Genomic DNA, 23,415 nt, shown 5'->3' with positions numbered 1-23,415 from the left:
CTTCATGCTCTGCGCCTCTGCGTTAAAATACCGCTCCCCAACTCCCTATGCTCTTTGTTCTTCCTTGCCAACTCTCAGCTTTTGACTTCTGACTTTTGACTTCTGACTTTTGACTTCTGACTTTTGGCTTAGTCGCGCCACCATGTGCTTAGGCCAACTGGCTGGCTTGGCTCGACTGGCTGTCCAAGTTGCGGGGTGAGAATAGCAATTGGGCTGCCCTCAGCGGCTTTGAGCAAGCGCTCAATCGGCTCATCCCACGCGTGCAGCGAGAGGCAATAGGCGCCCCAATGCACGGGCAACATCGTGCGAGCTTGCAACATTTCGGCTGCTTGCAAGGCTTCTTCTGGCTGCATATGCACGCCTGGCCACGCAACATCGTATTGAGCCATTTCAATGGTGGCAAAGTCGAATGGGCCATAGCGTTGGCCAATATCCTCAAAACCAGCAAACATGCCACTATCGCACCCAACGTAAATGCGGGAGCTTGGACTCATCACGACCCACGAAGCCCACAGCGTGCTGTTGCGTTTGATCCCACGGCCAGAGAAGTGTTGAGCTGGCACGGCGGCAATCGTCAAATCAAATTCAGCCAAATGCAGTTCTTCCCACCAATCAAGCTCGTGGATGCGGCTGCTGGCAACGCCCCAATGCTCCAAATGCGCGCCAACTCCCAGCGCTGTGACGAACGGCATTGTGCCCCGCGCCAGCCAGCGAATCGTCTGTTTATCAAGATGATCGTAATGGTCGTGCGAAAGCAGCACTAAATCGATTGCTGGCAATTGCTCAAGCGCAATCGGCGCATGTTGAAAGCGCTGTGGCCCAATGCCTTGGACTGGCGATAAATGCTTAGCCCAAACCGGATCGGTCAAAATTGTGATCCCAGCAAATTCGATTAATAAGGTTGAATGGCCGAGCCACGTCACCCGCAAGCCTGATGCTGGCGGGGTTTGATGAAAGCTTTGGCCGGGCCAGGCGCTTGGCAGTGGCTTGCTTGGCCGCCGTTGTTCTTTGCCAAAAAATTGGCGCTGCAAGGTCGAAAACATTGAATTCGCTTGCATCATCGTGGTTGGATACAAATTTTGAAATTGGTTATTGCGATAGTATGGCGATGCCAACATACGTTGTTTTCGACTGCGCATGAGCGTTCCTCAAACAGAAAATTTAGCTGAATTGAGCATAACACGCTGGCAATCAAATAATCGGCCAGAATGATGAATAAGTTATGATCAACCATTAACGGCGAGGCTTTGGGGTACAATGAATTGCGATGTTGTGTTGTGAGGATCTTCAGCAATGCCTATTTTTGAACCAATCGGCCTCGCCTATATCGAGCTAGCTTTTCGAATTAGCCAGCATATCGATGGCTATGTTGATGCCTATTGTGGCCCAAATTATTTGCGCGACCAAGTGTTGGATAGCGTCACTTGGCCAACCAATCAGCTGGTGCAAGCTGCCGACCAATTGCTTGAGCAGATTGAAACGAGCGATTTGCCAATTCGCCGCCGCACCTATTTGCGCAAGCAAGTTGCAGCCATGGCGACAACCTGCCGTCAATTGGCAGGCGAGCAGTTTGATTACCGCGAGGAAGTGCGGCGCTGCTTCGATATTGAGCCAGCGATGATCGATGAAGCGCTGTTTGAAGAAGCAATTGAAGAACTCGATAGCTTGTTGCCAGGCCAAGGCGATGTGCTTGAGCGGACCCAAATCTGGCGTCGCCAATTTGAGATCAGCGGCGAACAAGCACGCCCGTTAATCGAGGTGATTGAAACTGAATTGCGCAGCAGAACGTTGGCCCTGTATCCCTTGCCTGCCAGCGAAAAAGTTGATTTTCGCTTGGTCAACAATCAGCCATGGAGTGGCTATAACTGGTATTATGGCAATTATCATTCGGCGGTTGATATTAACACCGACTTGCCAGTTGCGCTCAACGGCTTGACAAGCTTGGTTGCTCACGAAGCGTACCCTGGCCATCACACCGAACATTGCATCAAAGAACGCGATTTGTACGCAGACCGAGGCTGGGCCGAGCACTCGATCTTTTTGCTCAACACGCCAGAATGCGTGATGGCCGAAGGCATCGCCAATAGTGCTGTGGGCGTCTTATTCACGCCCAAAGAATTGGTTGAGTGGCAAGCCCAAAATCTTTATCCCAAGGTTGGCATCGCTGGCGACCCTGCCCAAGAACTGCGGATTAACCTTGCAATGAAAGCTTTAGCTGGGGTGGCTGGCAATGCAGCCCTGTTATTGCACGCCGAAGGTCGGCCTGCCAATGAAGTTGTGGATTATTTGGTGCGTTATGGGCTGACCAGTGAAGAGCGTGCCCAACAACGCATGCGCTTTATCAGCGCTCCCTTGTGGCGAGCCTACATCTTCAGCTATTTCTACGGCGAGCAACTGATTAGTCGCTGGTTTGAGCGCGGCGATCGGGTCGAACGTTTTGGCACCTTGCTCAGCGAGCAAATTTACCCATCACTGCTTGAGCAATGGGTCATTGAGCAAGCAAATCAGTGTTATAAAGGGTAAAAAAAGTTTACTAGCAAGCAGGGAGATTTGGAATCAATCCTAGCAGCAAATAGCGCTTATTCACCACCCTTCCGTCCCGCCTCAAGGCGGGAAACGCAGGGGGCTTTAATCCCCCTGCACCCCCTAAAATAACATTTGTTGGTAGGCTAAGTAGCCAATTCATTCAAGAGAAAGTGCGGTTGATTGATCGCCCTGGCCAATCATTTAATCTATTTAGCTCCCTTAACCAAGTTGCTGATTAAGCCAATTCACCACCACTTGCAAACTATCGAGATTAATTTCGTGGCCCATGGTAAATTCATGATATTCCAACTGGACTGGCAAGGTTTGCAGAAAATCGCGAATCGCTCGCCCATACTGAATTGGAATCACCTCATCGTAGAGGCCATGGACTGCTAAAATTGGCTTGTTGGCGATATGCTCGCGGTCGGTTTGCGGTCCAACTTCGGGCATCCAACGGCCACTCATCAAAATAGTGCCCGCAATGAGTTCTGGTTTGGTCAGGGTTGCGCCCAAGCTCATAATTGCGCCCTGCGAAAAACCACCCAAATAAATTCGCTGCGGATCGCAATCGTAGGCGCTGCATGCCTCGCCCAAAAAGCGCTGGACTGTTTCCCAGCTTTGTTGGGCTTGGTTGGTGTCGATATTAAACCCTTTGGCATGCCACTGAATATCGAACCACGAAAAACCACCAAATTGGTAGCGATGCGGCGCCCGAGCAGCAACCACACACAAACGCGGGTCAAGATATTGGGCTAATGGCAACAAATCGCGTTCGTTCGATCCTACGCCATGTAACATCACCAAAAGCGGAGGTTTGCCGTTCGCACTTGGTTGACGAGGTTTGGCAACCTCGTGAGTGAGCGAAAATTGACTCATATTGCTTCGTTACTCCTTAGGCCCAACGGCGACCGCCATCAACAAAGATCGTTTCGCCAGTAAAATAGGGCGCTTCGACGATAAATCGCACGGCTTTGGCAATATCTTCGGGCACGCCAAGCCGTTTAAGTGGAATTTTGTTAAGCGCATTGCTATCTTCGTGCCAACCATCGGGCAAGAGTGCCACGCCCGGCCCGACCGCGCCAACCCGAATTTTGGGAGCCAAGGCCAAGGCCAAGCCACGGGTCATCATAATAATTGCGGCTTTGGTCATGCCATAGGGCACAAAGCTGGGCCATGGCACTTCGCCGCCAACATCGGCAATATTCACAATCACGCCATGCTCTGCCATCAATGTGGCGGCTGCTTGAGCACAGAAAAACGGCGCACGCTGATTAATCGCCATCAATGAATCCCATTCTTCGATCCTCACGCTGCCAACTGGGGTACGCGGAAAATCGGCAGCGCTATTGACCAACACCGCCAACGTACCACAACGGGTTTCAATCGCCGCAAACATGGCTTCAATCGCCGCAACATCGCGCAAATCGGCGCTATAAGCCCACGCTTCACGGCCAAGAGCCTGAATTTCAGCACAGGTTGCTTCAGCCTCAGCGTGCGATGAATTGTAGTGAATAATTAAATCGTAGCCTGCGCTGGCTAATTCCAAGGCGATGGATTTGCCCAAACGACGTGCGCCACCAGTGACGATTGCCCAACCATTGCTCATAGCTTCTCCTCAGCCTGCTTCTGAAAAATCAACAAAAATTGATGCACCTGATTGGCAACAAAACTATAGGGATAGCCAAACGGATACAACATTGCACTTTGATCGTACCAAATCCGATAGCCGCGATAGCGCAGTTGCGACAACTGATACAACGCTGACACAATATCGGCATGGAGCATGTTATGATGCTCAGGAGTTGGTTGCAGGTCTTTGACAAATAAGACCAAATGGCCGCCAACCCGCAGTGGTTGCAAGCTTTGCGCCACAATCTTGGTGAGTTCGCGCAGAAAGGTTGGGTAGTCTACATTGCCCAAATCAGCAGGATCGTCGGTGAAGGGCGTGGCAGCAGCATTGCCATGTTTGCGGCGCTGGCCAGTTCGCGCCCGACTGAGCATCGAGCTATAGGGCGGGTCGGTCAAGACCAAATCAAATTGCTGGTGCTGAATGCTTGGGCTATTGAGCACTTCGCGGGCATCGCCCTGCAAGACAGGCAAGCGGGGTAAAGCCAAGGCATCAGCCGCTTGGCCATACAATTCAATATACTGCTGCGATAATTCAATGCCGATTGCTTGGCGTTGGGTTTGGGCGCAAGCGAGCAAGGTTCCACCAACTCCGGCAAACGGGTCGAGCACCCAACCGTTTGGTTTGGTAAAAAACCGAATAATTTCGCTGAGCAACGCTGGTGGTTTGGGCGATGGATGCGCTTTGCGAATGTGATGCGCTGCTGAGGCAGAGCCACGGGTTGGGTAGGCACTGGCTAAAACTGGCCCCGACCATGCCGCCCATTCTTCAGGCGTTAAATCATTGAGTGGCGTTGGCGGCGTACCAGTAAGCGCAATCGATCGCGTTGCATACAGCCATTCGCGGCCCAGCAAATCGTTTAACTGGTTGCGGTGGTGCGGCTGTTGCGCTTCTGAATCGCTCATAGCGGCTCCTTCTTTCGCTAACACAGGCTGGCGCTATTGTAGCATTGAACGAGTCGGCTTTGATTGGATTGTTTTAGAATACTTATGTTAAGGAGAACTGTGTATGAGCGACCAAACTTCACGCGCTGCCTATGCGAATCAAGTGCAAATTAGCGGTAGCCCTTACGATTTTACCATCGACTTTGCCTGTGTCGAAGATGTGCGCAATAACACCGCTAGCGTGCAGCCAGTAGCGCGAATAATGATGAGTCCGCAACATACCAAGGTACTTGCTTTGATGTTGCTGAAACATGTTGCCGCCTATGAGCATGCTATCGGCGTAATTGAGCTACCAAGCGCATTATTAAACGACATGAAACTTGGCAACTTAGAACATTTTATTAGCCAAGTTAATTTAAACGAATAACCAAAATGACGCTTGAGGAGAATGTAAATGTCGAATCCATCGCGCTTGCTTTCGCCATTGCCCGCTAGCCGCAATCGTTGGTATCATCGCTTGCCCTTGGGCTGGGTGATTGTGCTGGGTTTTTTAATTGTGGCCTTGTGTTACCCAGTTATTTATTTTGGGCGCACCGCCGTGTCGCTCATCTATATTGACCAAGCTGATAACGCTATGCTCAACGGCAAGTGGGATACGGCCCGCGCCGCTTATGTAAACGCCATGGATTGGAGCGTAGAATACGAGGAACCGTTTGATTTGCGCTGGAGTTTGGCGCTCCGAGCAGATGCAATTCAGGCAGCTGTTGATGATTTTAGTGCGGTGATTAAGCAGCATCCTGATCGCTATATGGCCTATTGCTATCGCGCTGAAGCCTATATGGATTTGGATTTGCATGCCGAGGCTTTGGCTGATTTTCAGGCCTGTGTTGCGCGTGATCCAAGCCCAACTTGGCGCGCCAATGCTAAAAATATGATCGATTTTTTGCAAAAATAATGGAAGCACTGTAATGCATGGATTATTAATTATTGGTCATGGCAGTTTGTTGCCAGCTTCGGGCGCAACCATGTTGCGCTTGGCGGCGCGGCTGCGCGAACGTGGCGTGGCCGCCTTAGCCGAGGCGGGCTTTCTTAATTATAGCCAGCCTGATTTGGCCCAAGCAACCGCCCGTTTGGTCGAGCAGGGCGCAACCGAAATTAGTGTGTTGCCCTATTTTTTGATCGATGGCTATTTTGTGCAGGTCACGTTACGTCAACAAGTTGAGCAAATCGCCAGCTATTATCCACATGTGGCGTTTAATCTTGCTCCGGCGTTTGGCGAGCACCCAGCCTTGGCCCAATTAGTGCAAAAACGTGCAGATCAAGCATGGCCAGCGCTTGAATATGCTCAAGCAGGGTTGTTGATTTTAGTTCATGGTAGCCCGCGCCCAGCCTCAAATGCCCCAATTCAGGCAGTGGCCGAACGAGTGCTCCAAGCCACGCCATGGGCCGCAGTGCAGGTCTGTTTTATGGATTTAAATGAGCCGAGCATTCCTGCGGCGCTTGATGAATTGATCGCCCAAGGGCTTGAGCAGATTGTGGCCGTGCCCTATTTTATTCAATTTGGCAGCCATGTGCGCGAAGATTTGCCCGAAATTATTCAGGCAGGCCGCGAACGCCATGTCCATGTGCAGATTGTGCTGGCTCAGCACCTCGATTATGATGAATTATTGATCGATGTCTTGACTGATCGAGCAGCTGAGCGACGGTCAATCCATGGCTGAGGTTGCGGAGGAAGCATGCAGCGTTTTCCAAATAGCCAAATCCATAGCTGGGATTTAACCCCTGAGCAAGCGATTGATCTACAAATGCAGCTGCGCGAGCAAGTGCGAATCGTTGATGATTTTGCCCAGCCATTGCAAACCGTCGCCGGAGTCGATGCAGCCTTTGAGGATGATGGCGCAACGACTCGGGCAGCGATCGTTACATTGAATTTTCCAGCGCTCCAGCCAAGCGAAAAAACCTTGGTACGACGACCAACCACCTTTCCCTACATTCCAGGATTATTGTCGTTTCGCGAAATTCCCGCCGTTTTGGCGGCGTTGGAGCAATTGCAGCATTTGCCCGATATGCTGCTCTGTGATGGCATGGGCATTATGCACCCACGCCGCTTTGGCATCGCCGCCCACTTGGGCATTTTGACTGATCTGCCGACAATTGGCGTCGGCAAAAGCTACTTATGTGGCAAACACGCGCCAGTGCCCGACGAGCAAGGCGCGTGGGTTCCAGTCTTTGATAAAGGCGAACAAATTGGGGCCGTCGTGCGCACCCGCGCTGGCACCAAGCCACTCTACATCTCGCCTGGCCATCGAGTAAGCATTGCCACTGCGGTTGATGTGGTGTTGCGCTGCACAACCAAATATCGTTTACCCGAAACCACGCGCTATGCCGACCAACTTTCCAAAGATAAAGCCAATAATGGCGGGTTGCAATTGCCACTAGGCTAAGCATGCCCTCATCCCAACCCCTCGTCCAAATCCAGTGGGCGAGGGGCTTTATTATGTAGTTCGAGCGCAAATTTCAGCTCTATGTTCTATGTTCTGCGCTCTATGTTCTATGTTCTATGCTCTATGCTCTATGTTCTGCGCTCTTCTTCGCCATCAACAACTCATCGTGATATTCACCATCGTAATAAATCGCCATTTGCTCAACCCCATAGACGCTATAGCCACAGCGGCTATAGAGCTGAATTGCGCTGGTATTGGCAACATGAACCATCAGGCGAATAATTGCGACTGATTGTTGCCAAGCCCAAGCCTCGGCCATGGCAAAAAGCTGGCGGCTGAGGCCTTGACCACGCCACGCAGGGTCGGTATACACGCCCCAAATGGTTGCTTGATGGCGCGATTTGACTCCACTCTCGCGCCGAATGCCAACCGTTGCCACAAGTTGCGCTTCATGCAGCGCCACAAAAATTTGCTGCGTGGCAGGGTTCAGATTGGCAATGCGTTCTTGCCAATGGCTATCAGGCTGGGCGGCACTTTCGGCGTAATCCGAGCCAAAAAAGCTGGGGTGTTGTTGCAAGGCTTGCAAGCGCAAACGCTTGAATTCTGGCCAGTCCTTGGTTTGAATGGTGCGCAGGGTTATCTCGCCACGTTCAGTTACAATCAGCATTCGGCTATCTCCACAGGTAGCAATCAAACGCCACCATGGTACAATAAGCGCGAATTCTTTCTATACAACTTGAGGTGGATATGCTGCTTTTGCTGATCAAATTAACGATGCTTGTGATAATGCTTGCAGGAGTAGTGGCGGTAGCCTATCAATTAACTCAGGCCGCACGCGGTAAGTCATTGGCCCAAGCCAAACCAGCAGCCACGCCAGCCAGCGAAGGCGAGGAAGTTGCTTAATGGCATCGCGCATTCTACACCTTTCCGATTTGCACGCAGGCCCACCGTTCAACCCCGAAAAAGCCAAACAAATTCTTGAGGCTGCTTGGCAAATCAAGCCAACATTAACGGTGTTGTCTGGCGATTTTGTGCAACGGGCCGATATTAAAAGCCAATGGCTGACTGTTCGCGATTTTATCGCCCAATTGCCCCAGCCAACGATTGCGGTGATGGGCAACCACGATGTGCCGCTGTATAACGCACTCTATCGTATGCTGCGGCCCAATTATTACTACAAAAAATATATCTCGCCAATTTTAGAGCCAGTTTGGGGCAATGAGGATTTTGTGGCGGTTGGGGTTAATACGACCCGCTCGTTCACGGTCGATGGTGGCAAATTGACCGACCAACAATTGCTGCAACTTGATCGCACCTTGGCGCGCTATCCAGATAGCTTATGTAAAATCGTGATTATGCATCATCATCCGGTTATGCCGCCAGGCGAAACCCGCGATGTAATTCAGAACGCAGCGGCGGCCCTAAAAACCTTCGATCGCAGCAATGTTGAGTTGGTGTTATGTGGCCACACTCATGCCTCGTACATCGGCAACACGCTGGAATTCGACCCCGATTTGCGCCAAGGTACGGTGATTGTGCAAGCAGGCACCGCTACCTCGCGGCGTGGGCGGCGTTGGTATCGCGGTAAAAACGCCTTCAACGTGCTAGAAATCGAGCAGATGCGCACCGTTATTACCCAATATTTATATTTGGAAGATGCAGCCCGCTTCTTGCCTGTCAGCCAACACCAATTTCCGCGCCGTTCAGCAGGCGTGTACGCGCTGCCATTGAACGAAGCAGTGCTCGAAATTGTTGAGCCGAATGCCTAAACCAAGCGAGCGCTGAAGCTTCAGCGCTCGTTCTGTTTTCAATTTAAGGTTGGCTTGGAACTTCAAAGCCACTATTTGCGACAAGCCACGTGCCATCATCTTGCTCAACAAGCTCGACCAATTGGTTGGCGGGATAATTAATCGACGCACCATCATCCATCTGCCCGACCAAGGTGCCATTAATTTGCACATAAGCCCGGCCATCTTCAATCTTTTCGAGCGTATATTGATCATTTTGATAATCGATTGATTTGATTCGTGGCATGACCTGCCGTAGCTGCCAACCAGCATCACGCCGCATCTCGGGCACCATCAATGCGACCATCCGATCAACATTCCGTTCTTCAGTTGCTGCAACAAATGCCTTGACTTGGTTGACGGGTGCGGTATCATCGCCACCACAGGCTGTGAGTGTTAGCAAAAGGCAGCCTATAAGCAACTGTTTGAAACGCATGGGGAATCCTCCAGCGTGCTGAGTGTTTGTCAGGAGGCGATTATATCATGAGCCGTCGCATTGCACTTGTTTTTTGTTTGATTTTGCTGGTCGGCACCCCAGCCGCTGCCCAAAATCCCTTAATGAGCCCACCCAACGACCCCGATGCCAATAAACAATGGGTTATTCGTCAGCTTGGCCTTACCTGCGCTTGGGAACACCTCACGGGCAGTTCCGATGTAACCGTGGCCGTCATCGACTCCGGCGTTGATATGAATCACCCAGATTTGGTCGATATTTTGCGCACCGACGGCTTTGATGCAGTCGATGGCGATGACGACCCGTCTGATGAGAATGGCCATGGAACCCACGTTTCAGGCATTATTGCCGCCACAATCAACAATAGCAAAGGGATTGCAGGGGTTGCTGGCGGAGGCACGCGCATTTTGCCAATTCGGGTGATGGCCGCCGATGGTTCTGGCAGCAATCAAGATATTATTGCTGGCATTCGCTATGCGGTCAGCAAAAATGTCCAGATTATTAATATGAGCCTTGGCTCGATGTTGCCACTCGATAGCGAAGATATTGTTGCCGCCATTCAAGAAGCTGATGCTGCTGGCGTGCTGGTGATTATCGCCGCTGGTAATTCGTTTGTGCCCTTGCCCAACTTTGCCTTTGGCGTCGAAGAGTTTGCCATGGTCGTGGCCGCAACCGACCCCGAAGATCGCAAAACCGACTTCTCGAATTATGGCAATTGGATTTCGGTTTCTGCGCCAGGCGCAGGCATCTACTCGACCATGCCCACCTACGATGTCTACATGACCAGAGATTTGCCCGCCGAAGAACGCTTCAACAAAAACTACGATCAAATGAGCGGCACCTCGCAGGCCACGCCCGTCGTTGCAGGCTTGGCGGCATTGCTCTTTGCCCAGCACCCCGATTGGAATGCAGACCAAGTGCGGGCCGAAATTGAAAAAACTGCTGATGATATTTCGGCGCAAAATCCAATTAAGCGCTATGGCCCAGTCACCTATTTCGAGCCAAGCAACCTTGGGACAGGCCGAATTAATGCTTGTAACGCGCTTGGCGGGCCAATTAAGGGCAGTGCTGCAGCAGTTGGCGGCCCCGAAGCCAAATCCAACCTGATCAAACTGCTTGGGTTTAGCGCCGTCATGTTGGTGGTGTTGGGTGGCTTGACGGTGTTCTTGGTGCGCCGCCGCAAGCAAAACTCGCGTCCAGCGGCAGTTCCTGCTGGCGGGTTCGCGCCACCGCCGCCAATTCAGTATGATCAAGCAATGCAACAACCGCCAATGTACGATCAACGCAACCTTGCCTCGCAACCAATCGTCGGATCAACACCACCGTTGAGCCAGAGCTACGCACCGCCAAGCGCAGCGCCAGCAACTGGAGGGCCAGCGTGGGGCAAATTGACGGTTGTGCGCGGAGCTGAATTGAACAAGTTCTATTTGCTGCGCGAAAATCAAGTGTTTATTGGCCGCGAAGCTGGCTTAGATGTAGCAATTAGTGGCGATAGTACGGTTTCACGACGGCATACGATTCTCTATCGCGATCCGCGTGGCATTGAAATTGAAGATGCAGGCAGCAGCCATGGCACGAAAATCAATGGCATTCCAGTTCAAGGCCGCCAATTGGTTCGCCCTGGCGATGTGATCGAAGTTGGGCAGACGCACTTACGTTTTGAGGGCTAAAATTTGGAACTAGCACTTGCATTGTTGATTATGTTTTTGGGCTTGGTCAGCGTGGTTATTTTGCCAATCTTGCCGGGCGCAGCCTTGATTTGGCTGGGGGCGTTGCTCTACGCCTCCATGACTGAATTTGTGGTGGTGGGCTGGGGAACCTTGGCTGTTTTAGGCGTGATTGCGCTAATTGCTATGACCAGTGATATTTGGGTTGGAGCCTTGGGGCAGCGCCGTGGCGGAGCCTCAATTTGGGCTACAATCTTTAGTATGATTGGTGGTATTATTGGCCTATTCATCCTGAACATTCCAGGCATGTTGATTGGTTCGATCATAGGGGCATTATTGCCAGAGTGGCAACGCTGGCGCGATGGTAAATTCGTGCTTGATGTTTCATGGCGCACCATCAAAAATTGGCTCGTAAGCATTGCAATACAGGTTTCACTTGGCCTCGTAATGGTTACGATCTTTTTGGTGCGCGTGATAACTGGTTAAGCAACCCTAGGCGAAAACCAACGTATAGGCTAACGCTGACAGAAGAATGCGTCACAGTTTTGCCGCTTCTGGCAAAACCAGTGGCGCATTTTAGAGCAAAGCAACGAAGTGGCGAGAGCTGTCAATCCACTTTGAAAGGACATCAACCATGAATATCAAACAGCTACTCATCGGGAAGCCGTTTCCCAGCAGTAGTGCCCATCACGAACGGCTCGACAACATTCGCGGATTGGCAGTCTTTGCATCCGACCCAATTAGCTCCAATGCCTATGCCACCGAAGCAATTATGCGGGTGTTGATTTTGATCAGCGCCGCTGCCTTGAGTTACACCTTGCCGATTGCAATTGGGATTGCAGCCTTGGTGCTATTGGTCGTATTGAGCTACAACCAAACCATTCACCACTACCCGATGGGTGGCGGCGCATATATGGTCAGTAAGGATAACCTCGGTCGCACAGCTTCATGGTTGGCAGGTGCTTCGATTCTTAGTGATTATGTGCTGACGGTGGCGGTTTCGGTTTCGGCAGGGGTCAAAGCAATTTCTTCGGCCTTTCCCGATGTTGCCTTTTTCCATGAGCACCGGGTGTTAATTGGCATTGGGATTATTCTGTTAATTACCTGGCTCAATTTGCGCGGGGTGCGGGAAAGCGGCACCATCTTTGCAATCCCCACCTATGCCTTTGTACTTGGGGTTTTTGTGGTGCTAGCGGTTGGCTTAGCCCGCTACTTTGGCATTTTTGGCGAGCCATTGCCACCACGCAGCGTTGCCACCGATGAAACTGCGCGCTCAGGACTTGATAACTTTGGCTTTATTTGGCTGGTGCTACGGGCCTTCGCTGGCGGTTGTACTGCTTTGACTGGGATTGAAGCAATCAGCGACGGTGTGCAGGCCTTCAAAAATCCGGCCCCCAAAAATGCGATCATCACGATGCGGGCGATGGCAATTATGGCCATGACTTTGTTCATTGGGATTAGCTTTATCGCGACCCATATTCCAATTACAATTTTGCATGAAGGCGGCGAGAGCGTGCTTTCGCAGATGACCCGCACGGTTGTGGGCAGCGGTTTTCTCTACTACTGGGTTCAATTTACCACAATGTTTATTTTGATCCTAGCAGCCAACACCGCCTATGCAGACTTCCCACGGATCGCTGCGTTTTTGTCGAATGACGGCTTTTTGCCACGCTGGCTTTCGCGTTTGGGCAGTCGCTTGGTCTATAGCTCAGGGGTGATTGCGCTGGCCTTCCTGTCGTCGCTCTTGCTGGCAGTCTTCGGCGGCGAAGAACATCATCTGTTGCCGTTGTATGCAATCGGCGTGTTCCTCTCGTTTACGCTTTCGCAAGCAGGCATGATTGTGATGTGGCGCAAGGTTGCCAAACTCAAACCAGGCGAAAGCCTCAACACGGGCATCACAACCTTGCACTACGAGCCAAACTACAAGCTCAAACGGATTCCAAGTATCATTGGGGTTGGTTTGACGGCGATAGTGCTGGTGGTGTTGACGGTTACCAAATTCACCGAAGGCGCATGGCTGATTATTCTGGCGTTGCCTTTGATTATGCTGTTATTCCGCACAATCAAGAAGCACTATGACCATGTTGCGACCAATTTGAGCCTGACCGGGCTTACACCAAGCGATTTGCGTTCGCCTGCCGATGTGGCAATCGTGCCAGTTGGCAGCATTCACCGTGGCTCGTTGCGCGCGATCAAATATGCCTTGAAGCTGACCGACGATGTGCGGGTGGTGCAGGTGGTTGGTAGCGAAGAAGAAGAAATCAAAACCCGCAAACGCTGGGAACAGTGGGATGAGGTTTTGGGCAAAGCTAAATTGGTCTTCTTGCACACCGACTACCGTGACTATCTTACACCGCTGGTTGATTATGTCGACCAAGTCAATAATAAAGAATTTCCAGGTGATCTGATTACGGTGGTTATTCCAGAGTTTGTGCCCGATTCAACGCTTGCCAAGGCGCTCCACAACCAAACTGCTGTGATGCTGTTGCTGGCATTGCGCAAATATGAAGACGTGGTAGTAATTAGCGTGCCCTATCACTTGCACGCGCTGCCCGGTAGCACTGAAGATATTGTGGTCAAACATTCTGCCTAGCTCTCAATCAACGGGCTTGATTCAGTTCAAGCCTGTTGATTCCTAGTTCATATTCGTTAATAAATCTCATTGACAAAAGCCTTGAGTGGACTATAATCAAGCCTATGTTCACCGCCGACATACCACTTGTATAGTTGGCGGTTTTTTATGCAAACGGAAACTGGTATGCGCTTTCAGCTCCACCGAACCAACTTAACCAATGTCGGCTTACCGTATTGCTCCCAACAAGCACGGCACTCACCCCATTCTCCCCCAACTGCCTAACACCACCACAACAATAATGCTCCAATAAGTGCTGTTTAAGCTGGCTAACCGAGGTGTCACTAGCTTGAGCTTGCTTAATTGCGACCTTTCATACAGAACATTTATTCAATTTAATGACTAATAACCCTCAATTTGAGGAAACGCCAAGGAGTTTCGTCCATGTTGACGCAATTAAAACGGGTTTTAGTGGGAAATCCGTTGGAAACTGCTGCCCAATCGCATGAGCGGCTGGATAAAAAAACCGCGCTGGCCGTCTTTTCGTCCGATGCGCTCTCATCGGTCGCCTATGCCACCGAAGAAATGTTGGTGCACCTTGTGCCAGCGGGCGTGATTGCATTTAGCACCTCGCTCTGGTTGGGCATCGGGATCGCTGTGTTGCTGATGATCGTCACCATTTCGTATCGCCAGACCATCACTGCCTATCCCAGTGGCGGCGGCTCGTATATCGTCGCCTCGGATAATCTCGGCACGCTCGCTGGCTTGATTGCTGGCGGCGCATTGTTAATTGACTACATTCTTACTGTAGCAGTATCGATCTCATCTGGGGTTTCGCAATTGATCTCGTTGGTCGAGCCACTGCGCGAATATCGGATTGAAATTTGTATTATTGGGATTGTGCTGCTAACGCTGGCCAATTTGCGTGGGATTCGCGAATCAGGGGCGATTTTCTCGCTGCCAACCTACTTCTTTGTTAGCATTATTCTGCTGACGCTTGGCTATGGCTTCTACAAACAGCTGACTGGCACGATTCAGCCCTTGGTGCTTTCGGATAGCCTAATGGGGCCGCATGAACAAAGCTTTTCGCCCTTTGGAACCGAAGGCATAACCGCCTTCTTGCTGATGGGCGCGTTTGCCTCTGGCTGTTCGGCGCTCACTGGGGTGGAGGCAATCTCGAATGGCGTGCCAGCCTTTCGCAAGCCAGAGCCGCACAATGCCCGCGTGACCATGGTTTGGATGTCAGGCTTACTGTTGGTGATGTTTGCTGGCATCACTTGGTTTGCACATAAATACGGCGCCCGCCCACAATTCAACGAAACCGTGATTTCGCAAATTGGGCGTGGCATTTGGGGCCGCACCACGGGCACAGAAACTGGTTTTCCAAAGGTCATGCATGGCATGTTGCAAATCTCGACGGCAGCGATTTTGCTGGTTGCGGCCAATACCAGCTACGCCGATTTTCCGCGGTTGATGTCGTTGCTGGCGCGAGATGGCTTTTTGCCGCGCCAATTCTCATCGTTGGGCGACCGCTTAGTCTTTTCCAATGGGATTATTTTTCTATCGCTAGCGGCGGCGCTGTTGGTGATTGGCTTCGATGGCTCGGTCACCAATTTGATTCCCTTGTATGCGGTTGGGGTGTTTCTTTCGTTTACGCTCTCGCAAGCGGGCATGGTTTTGCGCTGGTTGCGGCTCAAGAGCAAGGGTTGGCAACTTAATTTAGTTGTTAATTTTGTTGGGGCAATCGCCACCGGAATTGTGCTAATTATCAACGGCACGACCAAATTCAAAGAAGGCGCATGGCTGGTCGTAATTTGTATTCCGATTTTAGTGTTAATCTTTATGACGATCAATCGCCACTATAAAGGTGTGGCAAAACAACTTTCCTTAGAAGGGTTTAGCAAACCAGCTGCTTTAGAAAATAATGTGATTGTACTGGTTTCATCGTTGCATCGTGGCACGGTAAAAGCCCTCGAATATGCCAAATTGATTGCCCCGGGCAAGGTTCGCGCCTTATATATTGAATTTGAGCATGAGCACGAAAAAACTGCCCGCTTACAAGAGCGTTGGCAAAACTGGGAACCAGATGTGCCCTTGGATATTGAAATATCTAAATATCGCTCATTATTACGCCCAATTTTACGCTACGTTGACCGAATTGAAGCTGAACGCCATGATGATATTCTGACGATCATTTTGCCTGAATTTATTCCGGCACGAATTTGGGAATATGCCTTGCATAATCAAACTGCCTTCTTCTTGAAAGGTGCACTGCTATTCCGGCGCAATAAAATCGTGATTAGCGTGCCCTACCATCTTGAACGTTAAACTTAGCAACTCTTAATCAAAAAAACGCTCGAACTGCCTCAACAGTCGGGCGTTTTTTCTTGACAGGCAATGATGGGCAACGTATGATTACCGCCGTCTAAACCGACACCCACCACAAGCTTAGGAAGGTCAGAAGTGATGTATTTTGTGAGTCAAACCAAGCGCCGCCTAACAGCAGGTCTGTTTGGCGCGGTTGCGTTGGTCCTTGCCGCCTGTGGCAGCAGCAATCCGCCACTGACGGGAATTGTAACAGATAGCTATACCCAAAAGCCCGTTGCTGGAGTAACCGTTCAAGTTGGCGAAGTAAGCGCGACAACTGATGCTGCTGGCAAATGGACGATTAATGAATGGGAAACCACCAATTCGTTATTGGTTCAAGCCAGCGATTATAGCTCAGCCACGCTTAGTTTGGCCGATAAAACCCCAGTCAACGAGCAAACGCCGGTAGAAGTTAATCTGACGATTCGGCCCAATACGATTAGCGGGGTTGTGCTCGATCAATACTCACAACAACCTGTCGCGGGCGTGACAGTCAAAGCTGGCAGCAGCCAAGCCACGAGTGGCACTGATGGCCGCTACAAGTTGACCAACGTCGACGAAAAAGCCGAAGTTGTGATTGTGGCGAGCGATTACACTAGTGCCACTGCAACCCTCGAAAAGCAAACTAGTTATGATGTGTCGTTGCGCCCAACCAGCTTAACTGGCATCATCAGCGATAAATATAGCCAAAAGCCCGTCAGCGGCGCCACCGTCCAGGTTGGCAATGCCACGGCTCAAAGCGATGCAGAAGGCCGCTACACGGTGCGCAACATCGATTTGAATGCGCCAGTGGTGTTTAGCGCCACTGACTATAGCAGCCAAACCTTGGAATTGCCACAAGCAGCCTCGTTGGATGTCGTCTTGCGACCTTCGACGGTGCGTGGCTCAGTCGTCAATAGCGAAACTGGCAAGCCGCTGACCAAGGGCACGGTTATCGCGATGGTCAAACCATTTGAAGGCGCAGACGAAACCTACCCCTACACGGGCACGGCAGTCACCATGACCCGGCTCAAGCCCGATGGAACCTATGAATTAACTGGTGTTCCCGAAAATGCCCAAATTCAGGTGCTCTCACCTGGTTATCGCAAGGCATGGACGGCGCTTAGCGATGGCAAATTCACCGCTGATCTCGAAGCAGAAGAATTTGTCGCCAAAGCGATTTATATTACCGCAGCCACTGGCTCCTCGAAAGCTGCATTAACCGAATTGTTTGATCTGGTTGATCAAACCGAAGTTAATGCGATTGTGCTTGACATCAAGCTCGATATTGCTGGCGAAGTTGGTATGGTAGGCTATATTTCCAAACATCCGTTGGTCATCGAAGCAGATACTGCGGTTGATTATTTGGATATGGAATGGATTGTGGCCGAAGCGCGCAAACGCAATATCTACTTAATTGGCCGGATGGCGGTAATGCGCGATAATAGTTTGGCTGATGCCCACCCTGAATGGGCCGCCCAAAGCCGGGTCACTGGCGGCGTTTGGGAAGATGATGGCGGGTTGAAGTGGCTTGATCCATTCAACCAGAACGTCACCGAGTATAATGTTGGCGTTGCCAAAGAAATTGCCGATTATGGCTTTGATGAAGTACAATTCGATTATATTCGCTTTCCATCGGATGGCAGCACCAGCAATTTGGTGTTCTCGCAACCGATCGATCCAGAAAATAATCCTGAAGTGATGTACGAAGCGATTGGCGATGTGCTCAAACGCGCCCACGGCGATATTAACGGCGCAGGCGCATTCTTCTCAATTGACGTGTTTGGCTATGCAACATGGCGCAACATGTGGGAAATTGGCCAAAGCCTTGAAATTATGGCCGATCACACCGATTATGTGTGTGCAATGGTCTATCCATCACACTACGATCGCAACGAGTTGGGCTTCGATAACGCCGATGCGCACCCCTACGAGATCGTCAAAGATAGCATCGAGAAGGGCCAAAAGCGCATGGAAGGTAAATATGCAGTGCAACGGCCTTGGCTGCAAGCCTTCACTGCAACTTGGCTCAACCCAGTCACCGAATATGGGCGCACCGAAGTTCGCGCTCAAATGCAAGCTGTCGCCGAGGTCGAAGGCACCTATGGCTGGATTCTCTGGAATGCTGCCAATTATTACGACCCAGCTTGGCTTGATTAATTAAGTTCTCAAGCATCAAAAATTAAGGGCTATAGGCCGCAGTTGCATTCGTGACTGTGCCTATAGCCTATAGTCCTTAATTTTCCTGTATCGATGAGGTACCTATGCGCCGTAAGTTTTTCATGGCAGCAGTTGGATTATCGCTGGTGCTCAGTGGCGTGGCGTGGCAGGCGAATGCCCAAACCAGCCCTGCGAGCAAGGTGCAAACTGCCACCTTTGCCCAAACATCGGTCGCCGATTGGCAAGCTGGCACGCTCGAAGGCTTGTTAGTCACCAATAATAGCGATGGCGAGTTGCGGCTCGATCAAACGGCAACGCAGGGTACATTCACATCGGTTGCCCACGAGGTTCCATTTGTTTGGAATGCGGTTTCAGCACATTGGAATTTTGATTTGCCAGTTGGTACCAGCCTCAGCCTCAAGCTGCGCACCAGCGCCAATGGCACCGAATGGCGCGAATGGCAAACCCTGAATGTAGCCCAAATTTTGGCCGAAGGCGAGCAATTGCTTGGGCCAATTGGGGTTGAAGCTGGTTCACGTTGGCTGCAATATCAGGTTGATTTTGCTAGCAGCAATCAACCTGCCGCACCGAGTTTGCAAGCCATCGCTTGGCGCTTTATCGACACCAGCAATGGCCCAAGCCTAACCGATCAGCTTAATCGGGCGCCTGCTGCGTTTGGTGGCACAACGTTCACTCGCCCACCGCAAGTGATTAGCCGCACTAGCTGGGGCGCCTTGCCTGGGATTCCTAATTTGCTGCCCTCACGGCCCCGCCGCATCGAATTAGTCAGTTTGCCCCTCAATAACCAGGCTGATCCACCGACCATGTTGCGAGCCTTACAAGCAGCCGCCCAAGCAGAAGGCGCAGCCGATCTGCCCTATCAATTTGTGGTCGATCAAGCTGGCAATGTCTATGCTGGGCGCAACGGCTTTCCTGCCAGCAATGGCACGATTCGCTTAGCCTTGCTTGGCGAATTAACCGATGCGGCGCGCACTGGCTTAGGCCAAATTATCGCCTGGATCAGCGAAGCCTATCGCTTGCCGCAAACCTTAACCGTGCTTGGCGGCTTAGATGTTGAGCAAGCTGAATCGATTCGCCGCACTGCTGACCAATTGACCGTGCGCAAACGTTTGACCTTTGTTGAAAGCAACACCCGCGATTACAACGAGCGGATTATGTTGTTCAATCCATCAAACCAAATTGCGCGCACAATCGTCACCTTCTTGCCCGGCCAAACCAATGCTGTGCGCCGCGAATACGAAATTCAGCCAGGCCAACGGGTCAATATTATCGCCAACGAAATTTTCAGCGATACCTTCAACTTGCCAATCGAAGTTAGTTCCAACCAAGCAATCGTCGGTGATCGCACAATGTTATTTGCCAACGATGCGCTGGGCGAATCGGGCATTAGCCGTTGGAGCCGCACCTGGTATTTTGCTGAAGGCGATGGTACCAACGATCGCACAAGCTTGCTGTCGCTCTACAATCCACAGCCAAGCGAAGTTGTAGCAAATTTGCTGATTATGCCAACCGATGGCATTACCACCACGCGCCAAGTATTGCTGCCACCATTTACCCGCACCCAAGTCGATTTAAGCAACAACTATCCCAAAGCCTTTGGCCTGCGAGTCGCGGCAACTGCCCCGATTGCAGCCGAACGCACGGTGTTGGTTGGCCCAACCAAGGGCGGCGGCTTCTTGACCAAAGGCGCGATTGCACCATCAAATACCTGGTATTTTGCTGAAGGCGCAACCCTTGACCCGTTTGTCACCACCTTGGCCTTGCTCAATCCAAATCCAGTTTCGGCAGCGATTACGACAACCTTTATGACTGAGGAAGGCTCGACCTTCACTCGCCGTTATCAAGTGCCAGCCTTGGCGCGGCTCGATGTCGATATGCGCGAAATTGTGCCCTCGCCGCAAGGAGTTGGCACGATGTTGACCTCAAGCCAGCCGATTGTGGCCGAACGCACCAGCTATTTCAATAGCGGCAATAGCGCCACCAACAGCATGGGTGCTGCCGAGCCAGATTATGTTTGGCACTTTGCCGAAGGTCGCACCGCTGACCCAGCAACCGAATTTTTGCTGGTATTGAATCCAAATCAGCGCCCAGCTCAAGTCACGGTTACGCTTGGCAAGGAAGATGGTACGACGCAAGTGGTTGAATACACCATTCCGCGCACAGGCCGCATCTCGGTTTTGCTCGATACGATTGACCCAAATTTGCAATCGCACACGATCACGGTTGCCTCGAATTTGCCAGTCGTGGCCGAACGCACAATTTTGATCGACAATACCAGTGGCGGCGGTGGCCATAGCGCCCTCGGCACGCCCGAACGTTAACCAGCAAACAACCGGATTGCGCATGCAGTCCGGTTGTGTATTTTAGAAACAAACGCTTATGCCAGAATTACCAGAAGTCGAAACTGTTCGTCGTTCGCTTGAGCAAGAGCTAGTCGGGCGGCGCTTTGTCGCCTTACGCAGCCTTGGTTGGCCCAAAATTGTTAATACCCACAGCCCTGAGCTTTTTGCGGAAGCCATCGCCCAACGTCAAATTCAGCAGGTGCTACGCCGCGCCAAATATTTGCTGATCGAGCTCGATAACCATGAAACCTTGATTGTGCATCTGCGCATGACCGGGCAAATGTTGGTTGTTGCCGCCGATCATCCTGCCGACAAGCATACCCATGTGGTCGTCGAGTTGGATAATGGCCGCGAGTTGCGCTTTCACGATCCACGTAAATTTGGCCGCTGGAGCTTGGTTGACCGCAGTGGCGTAGACGAACTGCATCAACGCTTGGGGCCAGAGCCATTGGGCGACGATTTTACGCTAGCCGATTTTAGCCAGCGCTTGCAACGCAAAGCCACCAAAATCAAGCCAACCTTGCTCGATCAAAGTGTATTAGCAGGCGTTGGCAATATCTATGCAGATGAAGCCTTGTGGCTAGCCAAAATTCATCCCTTGCGGTCGGCCAAAAGCCTCAATCCAGTCGAGGTTGCGGCGCTCTTCGAGGCCATAAAAATTGTGCTACGCAACTCGATCGAGCATCGCGGCACAACCTTGGTCAACTATCGCGATGCCTATGGCGCAAGCGGCGAAAACCAATATCACCTTGAAGCCTATGGCCGCACTGGCGAGCCATGCCGCCGCTGTGGCACGCCGATCGAGCGCATCGTCGTGGGGCAACGCGCAACCCATCTTTGTCCGGTTTGCCAGGTTTAAGAACAAAGAGCATAGAACATAGAACATAACGGTTAAACAATATAGGAGAGATTCTATGGTTAACGCAGAGGCGCAGAGCAGTGAAGAACAAAGAGCATAGAACATAGAACATAAGGGTTAAGCAACGAGTACAGAAGTTATTACGGTTAACGTAGAGGCGCAGAGCAAATACTTTAATGCTCTGCGCCTCTACGTTAATTTCCATGCTTTTGAGTTGGCCAACAATTCTTTTGCATCCCAAAAGCCTACAACCTTCTTCGTGAATCTTCGTGCTCTTCGTGGTTAAAACTGGCCCCGCTAAATCAGCTTGAGGCTAGGGGTGGCATCGAGCGACCAATCTTGTTGCAGGCCTGCCTGATAGCGATAATAGGCGGCAGCGCCGATCATGGCGGCGTTATCAGTGCAGAGCCAAATTGGCGGGTAGGCCACCGGAATTGGCTTGGCGGTAGCGCTGAGCCGTTCGCGCAAGGCGGTATTGGCGGCAACTCCACCAGCCAAAATAATCGTTTTGGCTTTGTATTCGCGGGCGGCGGCAACCGTCTTTTGCACCAACACATCAACCGCTGAATCTTGGAAGGCGGCAGCAAGTTGGGCGGTAAACGCAGGATCAACTTCAGCCAGTTTGACTTTTTCCATGCGCTCACCCAACCGATCATTCACCACATTCAGCACAGCGGTTTTAAGGCCGCTAAAGCTCCAATCGTAGGTTCCGCGCAACCAAGCGCGCGGCAATTTGAGCGCGCCAGGGTTGACCCCACGGGCAACTTTCTCCATTTGCGGGCCACCAGGGTAGCCCAAGCCCATAATACGGGCCACTTTATCGAAGGCCTCGCCCACCGCATCATCGCGGGTTTGCCCAAGCAAACGATAATCGCCATGATCGTTGAGTAGCACGAGCGCTGTGTGGCCGCCAGAAACAATCAAGGCCACGCACGGAAATTCGGGTGCTTGATAAGCCAATTCTTTGGCCGTATGCAACCACGAAGCATAAATATGGCCTTCTAAGTGATTGACCCCGATAAACGGCAAATTGCGCGACCACGCAATTGCTTTGGCGGTGTTGATACCCGTTAATAAGGCGCCAGCCAAGCCTGGGCCATAGGTTGTGGCAATCGCATTGATTGCGCTCCAACCACCAGGCACTTGGGCCAGCACCGTATTAATTACCGGAGTAATAGTTAAAATATGCTGGCGTGAGGCCACTTCGGGCACAACACCACCATACCGCTGATGAATATCGATCTGCGAAGCAACGCTATTGGCCACAATTTCGCGCCCATCGCGAATCACTGCGGCAGCGGTTTCATCGCACGATGTTTCAATCGCTAAAATCGTAAAGCCTGGGGGCAATTGATGTGACATGGATTCCTACGTTCTATTTCACCTAGCTGTCAGTTGCGTTGGATTGACGCTGTGCCGTGGCTATGGCATGATACGAGTGGATAAAAACGACAACACCCCGTTTTTGGGGTGCTGTCGTGCGTTTAGTGCTGTGAAGTAGCTTCCCCAGCGTGGCTATCCACGACGACTTGGGTATCGTGAGCATCTTGATTGGTTGCATCTTCATGCTCATGGCCGTGGTCTGCATCATGATGGTCATGATGGCCATGGCCACCAATGTTATATTCACGGACTTCGCTGGCGGCTTTAACCCGCCGATCATATTCGCCATCGATGGCATCGCGAAATGCCACAAAAAACTCTTTAATGCCCATTACGGTTCTCC

At 51.4% G+C, this 23,415-nt stretch carries 21 protein-coding genes; 13 read left to right on the top strand and 8 right to left on the bottom strand.

Annotated features, from left to right (window positions below; all coding sequences use genetic code 11):
* Window positions 1–128: 128 nt before the first annotated feature.
* Window positions 129–1,139, bottom strand: coding sequence for an MBL fold metallo-hydrolase (locus SE18_RS06955; RefSeq protein ID WP_054533710.1), 1,011 nt, complete (start codon window positions 1,137–1,139; stop codon window positions 129–131).
* Window positions 1,140–1,293: 154 nt separating this feature from the next.
* Here SE18_RS06955 and SE18_RS06950 point away from each other — a divergent pair, with 154 nt between their 5' ends.
* On the top strand, window positions 1,294–2,523 hold the full coding sequence (locus tag SE18_RS06950) for a hypothetical protein (protein ID WP_054533709.1): 1,230 nt from the start codon (window positions 1,294–1,296) through the stop codon (window positions 2,521–2,523).
* 222 nt (window positions 2,524–2,745) lie between these two features.
* Here SE18_RS06950 and SE18_RS06945 read toward each other — a convergent pair whose 3' ends face one another.
* From SE18_RS06945 to SE18_RS06935, 3 genes are read right to left on the bottom strand one after another with little or no spacing between them, the layout of a single operon-like run.
* Entirely contained in the window at window positions 2,746–3,402 is a 657-nt protein-coding gene (locus SE18_RS06945; protein ID WP_054533708.1) for an alpha/beta hydrolase, read from the bottom strand.
* 16 nt (window positions 3,403–3,418) lie between these two features.
* Window positions 3,419–4,132, bottom strand: coding sequence for an SDR family oxidoreductase (locus tag SE18_RS06940; protein WP_054533707.1), 714 nt, complete (start codon window positions 4,130–4,132; stop codon window positions 3,419–3,421).
* Complete coding sequence (locus tag SE18_RS06935) at window positions 4,129–5,058, bottom strand: site-specific DNA-methyltransferase (protein ID WP_054533706.1); 930 nt, start codon at window positions 5,056–5,058, stop codon at window positions 4,129–4,131. Before SE18_RS06935 ends, SE18_RS06940 begins: the two co-directional genes overlap by 4 nt.
* A gap of 103 nt (window positions 5,059–5,161) precedes the next feature.
* Here SE18_RS06935 and SE18_RS06930 point away from each other — a divergent pair, with 103 nt between their 5' ends.
* Genes SE18_RS06930 through nfi form a run of 4 tightly spaced genes read left to right on the top strand, consistent with a single transcriptional unit; the run spans window position 5,162 to window position 7,481 of the window.
* On the top strand, window positions 5,162–5,464 hold the full coding sequence (locus SE18_RS06930; RefSeq protein ID WP_054533705.1) for a DUF3467 domain-containing protein: 303 nt from the start codon (window positions 5,162–5,164) through the stop codon (window positions 5,462–5,464).
* 27 nt (window positions 5,465–5,491) lie between these two features.
* Window positions 5,492–5,992, top strand: coding sequence for a tetratricopeptide repeat protein (locus SE18_RS06925; RefSeq protein WP_054533704.1), 501 nt, complete (start codon window positions 5,492–5,494; stop codon window positions 5,990–5,992).
* 13 nt (window positions 5,993–6,005) lie between these two features.
* On the top strand, window positions 6,006–6,758 hold the full coding sequence (locus tag SE18_RS06920) for a sirohydrochlorin chelatase (protein ID WP_054533703.1): 753 nt from the start codon (window positions 6,006–6,008) through the stop codon (window positions 6,756–6,758).
* Between the two features lie 15 nt (window positions 6,759–6,773).
* Window positions 6,774–7,481 carry a deoxyribonuclease V gene (nfi, locus tag SE18_RS06915; protein WP_054533702.1) on the top strand — a complete coding sequence of 236 codons (708 nt, stop codon included), beginning with the start codon at window positions 6,774–6,776 and terminating at the stop codon, window positions 7,479–7,481.
* A 121-nt stretch (window positions 7,482–7,602) separates the two neighbouring features.
* Here nfi and SE18_RS06910 read toward each other — a convergent pair whose 3' ends face one another.
* Window positions 7,603–8,148, bottom strand: a complete 546-nt coding sequence (locus SE18_RS06910; RefSeq protein ID WP_054533701.1) for a GNAT family N-acetyltransferase — start codon at window positions 8,146–8,148, stop codon at window positions 7,603–7,605.
* 235 nt (window positions 8,149–8,383) lie between these two features.
* Between SE18_RS06910 and SE18_RS06905 the strand changes: the two genes are divergently transcribed.
* On the top strand, window positions 8,384–9,250 hold the full coding sequence (locus tag SE18_RS06905; RefSeq protein WP_054533700.1) for a metallophosphoesterase family protein: 867 nt from the start codon (window positions 8,384–8,386) through the stop codon (window positions 9,248–9,250).
* Between the two features lie 43 nt (window positions 9,251–9,293).
* Here the strand turns inward: SE18_RS06905 and SE18_RS06900 are convergent, their stop codons facing one another.
* Window positions 9,294–9,704: a hypothetical protein gene (locus SE18_RS06900; RefSeq protein ID WP_054533699.1), complete on the bottom strand. Its 411-nt coding sequence runs from the start codon at window positions 9,702–9,704 to the stop codon at window positions 9,294–9,296.
* Between the two features lie 47 nt (window positions 9,705–9,751).
* On the opposite strand from SE18_RS06900, the gene SE18_RS06895 reads away from it, so the two are divergent.
* The 7 genes from SE18_RS06895 to mutM all read left to right on the top strand — a co-directional run bounded on the left by SE18_RS06895 (window position 9,752) and on the right by mutM (window position 21,689).
* Window positions 9,752–11,392 (top strand): S8 family serine peptidase, encoded by a 1,641-nt coding sequence (locus SE18_RS06895; RefSeq protein ID WP_054533698.1) that lies wholly within the window; start codon window positions 9,752–9,754, stop codon window positions 11,390–11,392.
* 3 nt (window positions 11,393–11,395) lie between these two features.
* Window positions 11,396–11,875 carry a DUF456 domain-containing protein gene (locus SE18_RS06890; protein WP_152976570.1) on the top strand — a complete coding sequence of 160 codons (480 nt, stop codon included), beginning with the start codon at window positions 11,396–11,398 and terminating at the stop codon, window positions 11,873–11,875.
* 148 nt (window positions 11,876–12,023) lie between these two features.
* Window positions 12,024–13,982 carry an APC family permease gene (locus SE18_RS06885; protein ID WP_054533696.1) on the top strand — a complete coding sequence of 653 codons (1,959 nt, stop codon included), beginning with the start codon at window positions 12,024–12,026 and terminating at the stop codon, window positions 13,980–13,982.
* 423 nt (window positions 13,983–14,405) lie between these two features.
* Entirely contained in the window at window positions 14,406–16,289 is a 1,884-nt protein-coding gene (locus SE18_RS06880) for an APC family permease (RefSeq protein ID WP_054533695.1), read from the top strand.
* Window positions 16,290–16,427: 138 nt separating this feature from the next.
* Complete coding sequence (locus SE18_RS06875; protein ID WP_054533694.1) at window positions 16,428–18,467, top strand: putative glycoside hydrolase; 2,040 nt, start codon at window positions 16,428–16,430, stop codon at window positions 18,465–18,467.
* A gap of 104 nt (window positions 18,468–18,571) precedes the next feature.
* Window positions 18,572–20,809, top strand: a complete 2,238-nt coding sequence (locus SE18_RS06870; protein WP_054533693.1) for a DUF5719 family protein — start codon at window positions 18,572–18,574, stop codon at window positions 20,807–20,809.
* Between the two features lie 58 nt (window positions 20,810–20,867).
* Window positions 20,868–21,689, top strand: a complete 822-nt coding sequence (gene mutM, locus SE18_RS06865; protein ID WP_054533692.1) for a bifunctional DNA-formamidopyrimidine glycosylase/DNA-(apurinic or apyrimidinic site) lyase — start codon at window positions 20,868–20,870, stop codon at window positions 21,687–21,689.
* Window positions 21,690–21,986: 297 nt separating this feature from the next.
* Here mutM and tsaD read toward each other — a convergent pair whose 3' ends face one another.
* Window positions 21,987–23,051, bottom strand: coding sequence for a tRNA (adenosine(37)-N6)-threonylcarbamoyltransferase complex transferase subunit TsaD (gene tsaD, locus SE18_RS06860; protein WP_054533691.1), 1,065 nt, complete (start codon window positions 23,049–23,051; stop codon window positions 21,987–21,989).
* A gap of 122 nt (window positions 23,052–23,173) precedes the next feature.
* Window positions 23,174–23,404 (bottom strand): hypothetical protein, encoded by a 231-nt coding sequence (locus SE18_RS06855; RefSeq protein WP_054533690.1) that lies wholly within the window; start codon window positions 23,402–23,404, stop codon window positions 23,174–23,176.
* Window positions 23,405–23,415: the final 11 nt, after the last annotated feature.

The organism is Herpetosiphon geysericola (genome assembly GCF_001306135.1).
GTDB classification, from domain to species: Bacteria; Chloroflexota; Chloroflexia; order Chloroflexales; family Herpetosiphonaceae; genus Herpetosiphon; species Herpetosiphon geysericola.
This window is presented reverse-complemented; position numbering and strand designations above follow the sequence as displayed.

Bases quoted from the DNA above. Each gene is read 5' to 3' on its own strand.
- SE18_RS06955 (WP_054533710.1), bottom strand. From the start codon at position 1,139: ATGCGCAGTCGAAAACAACGTATGTTGGCATCGCCATACTATCGCAAT.
- SE18_RS06950 (WP_054533709.1), top strand. From the start codon at position 1,294: ATGCCTATTTTTGAACCAATCGGCCTCGCCTATATCGAGCTAGCTTTT.
- SE18_RS06945 (WP_054533708.1), bottom strand. From the start codon at position 3,402: ATGAGTCAATTTTCGCTCACTCACGAGGTTGCCAAACCTCGTCAACCA.
- SE18_RS06940 (WP_054533707.1), bottom strand. From the start codon at position 4,132: ATGAGCAATGGTTGGGCAATCGTCACTGGTGGCGCACGTCGTTTGGGC.
- SE18_RS06935 (WP_054533706.1), bottom strand. From the start codon at position 5,058: ATGAGCGATTCAGAAGCGCAACAGCCGCACCACCGCAACCAGTTAAAC.
- SE18_RS06930 (WP_054533705.1), top strand. From the start codon at position 5,162: ATGAGCGACCAAACTTCACGCGCTGCCTATGCGAATCAAGTGCAAATT.
- SE18_RS06925 (WP_054533704.1), top strand. From the start codon at position 5,492: ATGTCGAATCCATCGCGCTTGCTTTCGCCATTGCCCGCTAGCCGCAAT.
- SE18_RS06920 (WP_054533703.1), top strand. From the start codon at position 6,006: ATGCATGGATTATTAATTATTGGTCATGGCAGTTTGTTGCCAGCTTCG.
- nfi (WP_054533702.1), top strand. From the start codon at position 6,774: ATGCAGCGTTTTCCAAATAGCCAAATCCATAGCTGGGATTTAACCCCT.
- SE18_RS06910 (WP_054533701.1), bottom strand. From the start codon at position 8,148: ATGCTGATTGTAACTGAACGTGGCGAGATAACCCTGCGCACCATTCAA.
- SE18_RS06905 (WP_054533700.1), top strand. From the start codon at position 8,384: ATGGCATCGCGCATTCTACACCTTTCCGATTTGCACGCAGGCCCACCG.
- SE18_RS06900 (WP_054533699.1), bottom strand. From the start codon at position 9,704: ATGCGTTTCAAACAGTTGCTTATAGGCTGCCTTTTGCTAACACTCACA.
- SE18_RS06895 (WP_054533698.1), top strand. From the start codon at position 9,752: ATGAGCCGTCGCATTGCACTTGTTTTTTGTTTGATTTTGCTGGTCGGC.
- SE18_RS06885 (WP_054533696.1), top strand. From the start codon at position 12,024: ATGAATATCAAACAGCTACTCATCGGGAAGCCGTTTCCCAGCAGTAGT.
- SE18_RS06880 (WP_054533695.1), top strand. From the start codon at position 14,406: ATGTTGACGCAATTAAAACGGGTTTTAGTGGGAAATCCGTTGGAAACT.
- SE18_RS06875 (WP_054533694.1), top strand. From the start codon at position 16,428: ATGTATTTTGTGAGTCAAACCAAGCGCCGCCTAACAGCAGGTCTGTTT.
- SE18_RS06870 (WP_054533693.1), top strand. From the start codon at position 18,572: ATGCGCCGTAAGTTTTTCATGGCAGCAGTTGGATTATCGCTGGTGCTC.
- mutM (WP_054533692.1), top strand. From the start codon at position 20,868: ATGCCAGAATTACCAGAAGTCGAAACTGTTCGTCGTTCGCTTGAGCAA.
- tsaD (WP_054533691.1), bottom strand. From the start codon at position 23,051: ATGTCACATCAATTGCCCCCAGGCTTTACGATTTTAGCGATTGAAACA.
- SE18_RS06855 (WP_054533690.1), bottom strand. From the start codon at position 23,404: ATGGGCATTAAAGAGTTTTTTGTGGCATTTCGCGATGCCATCGATGGC.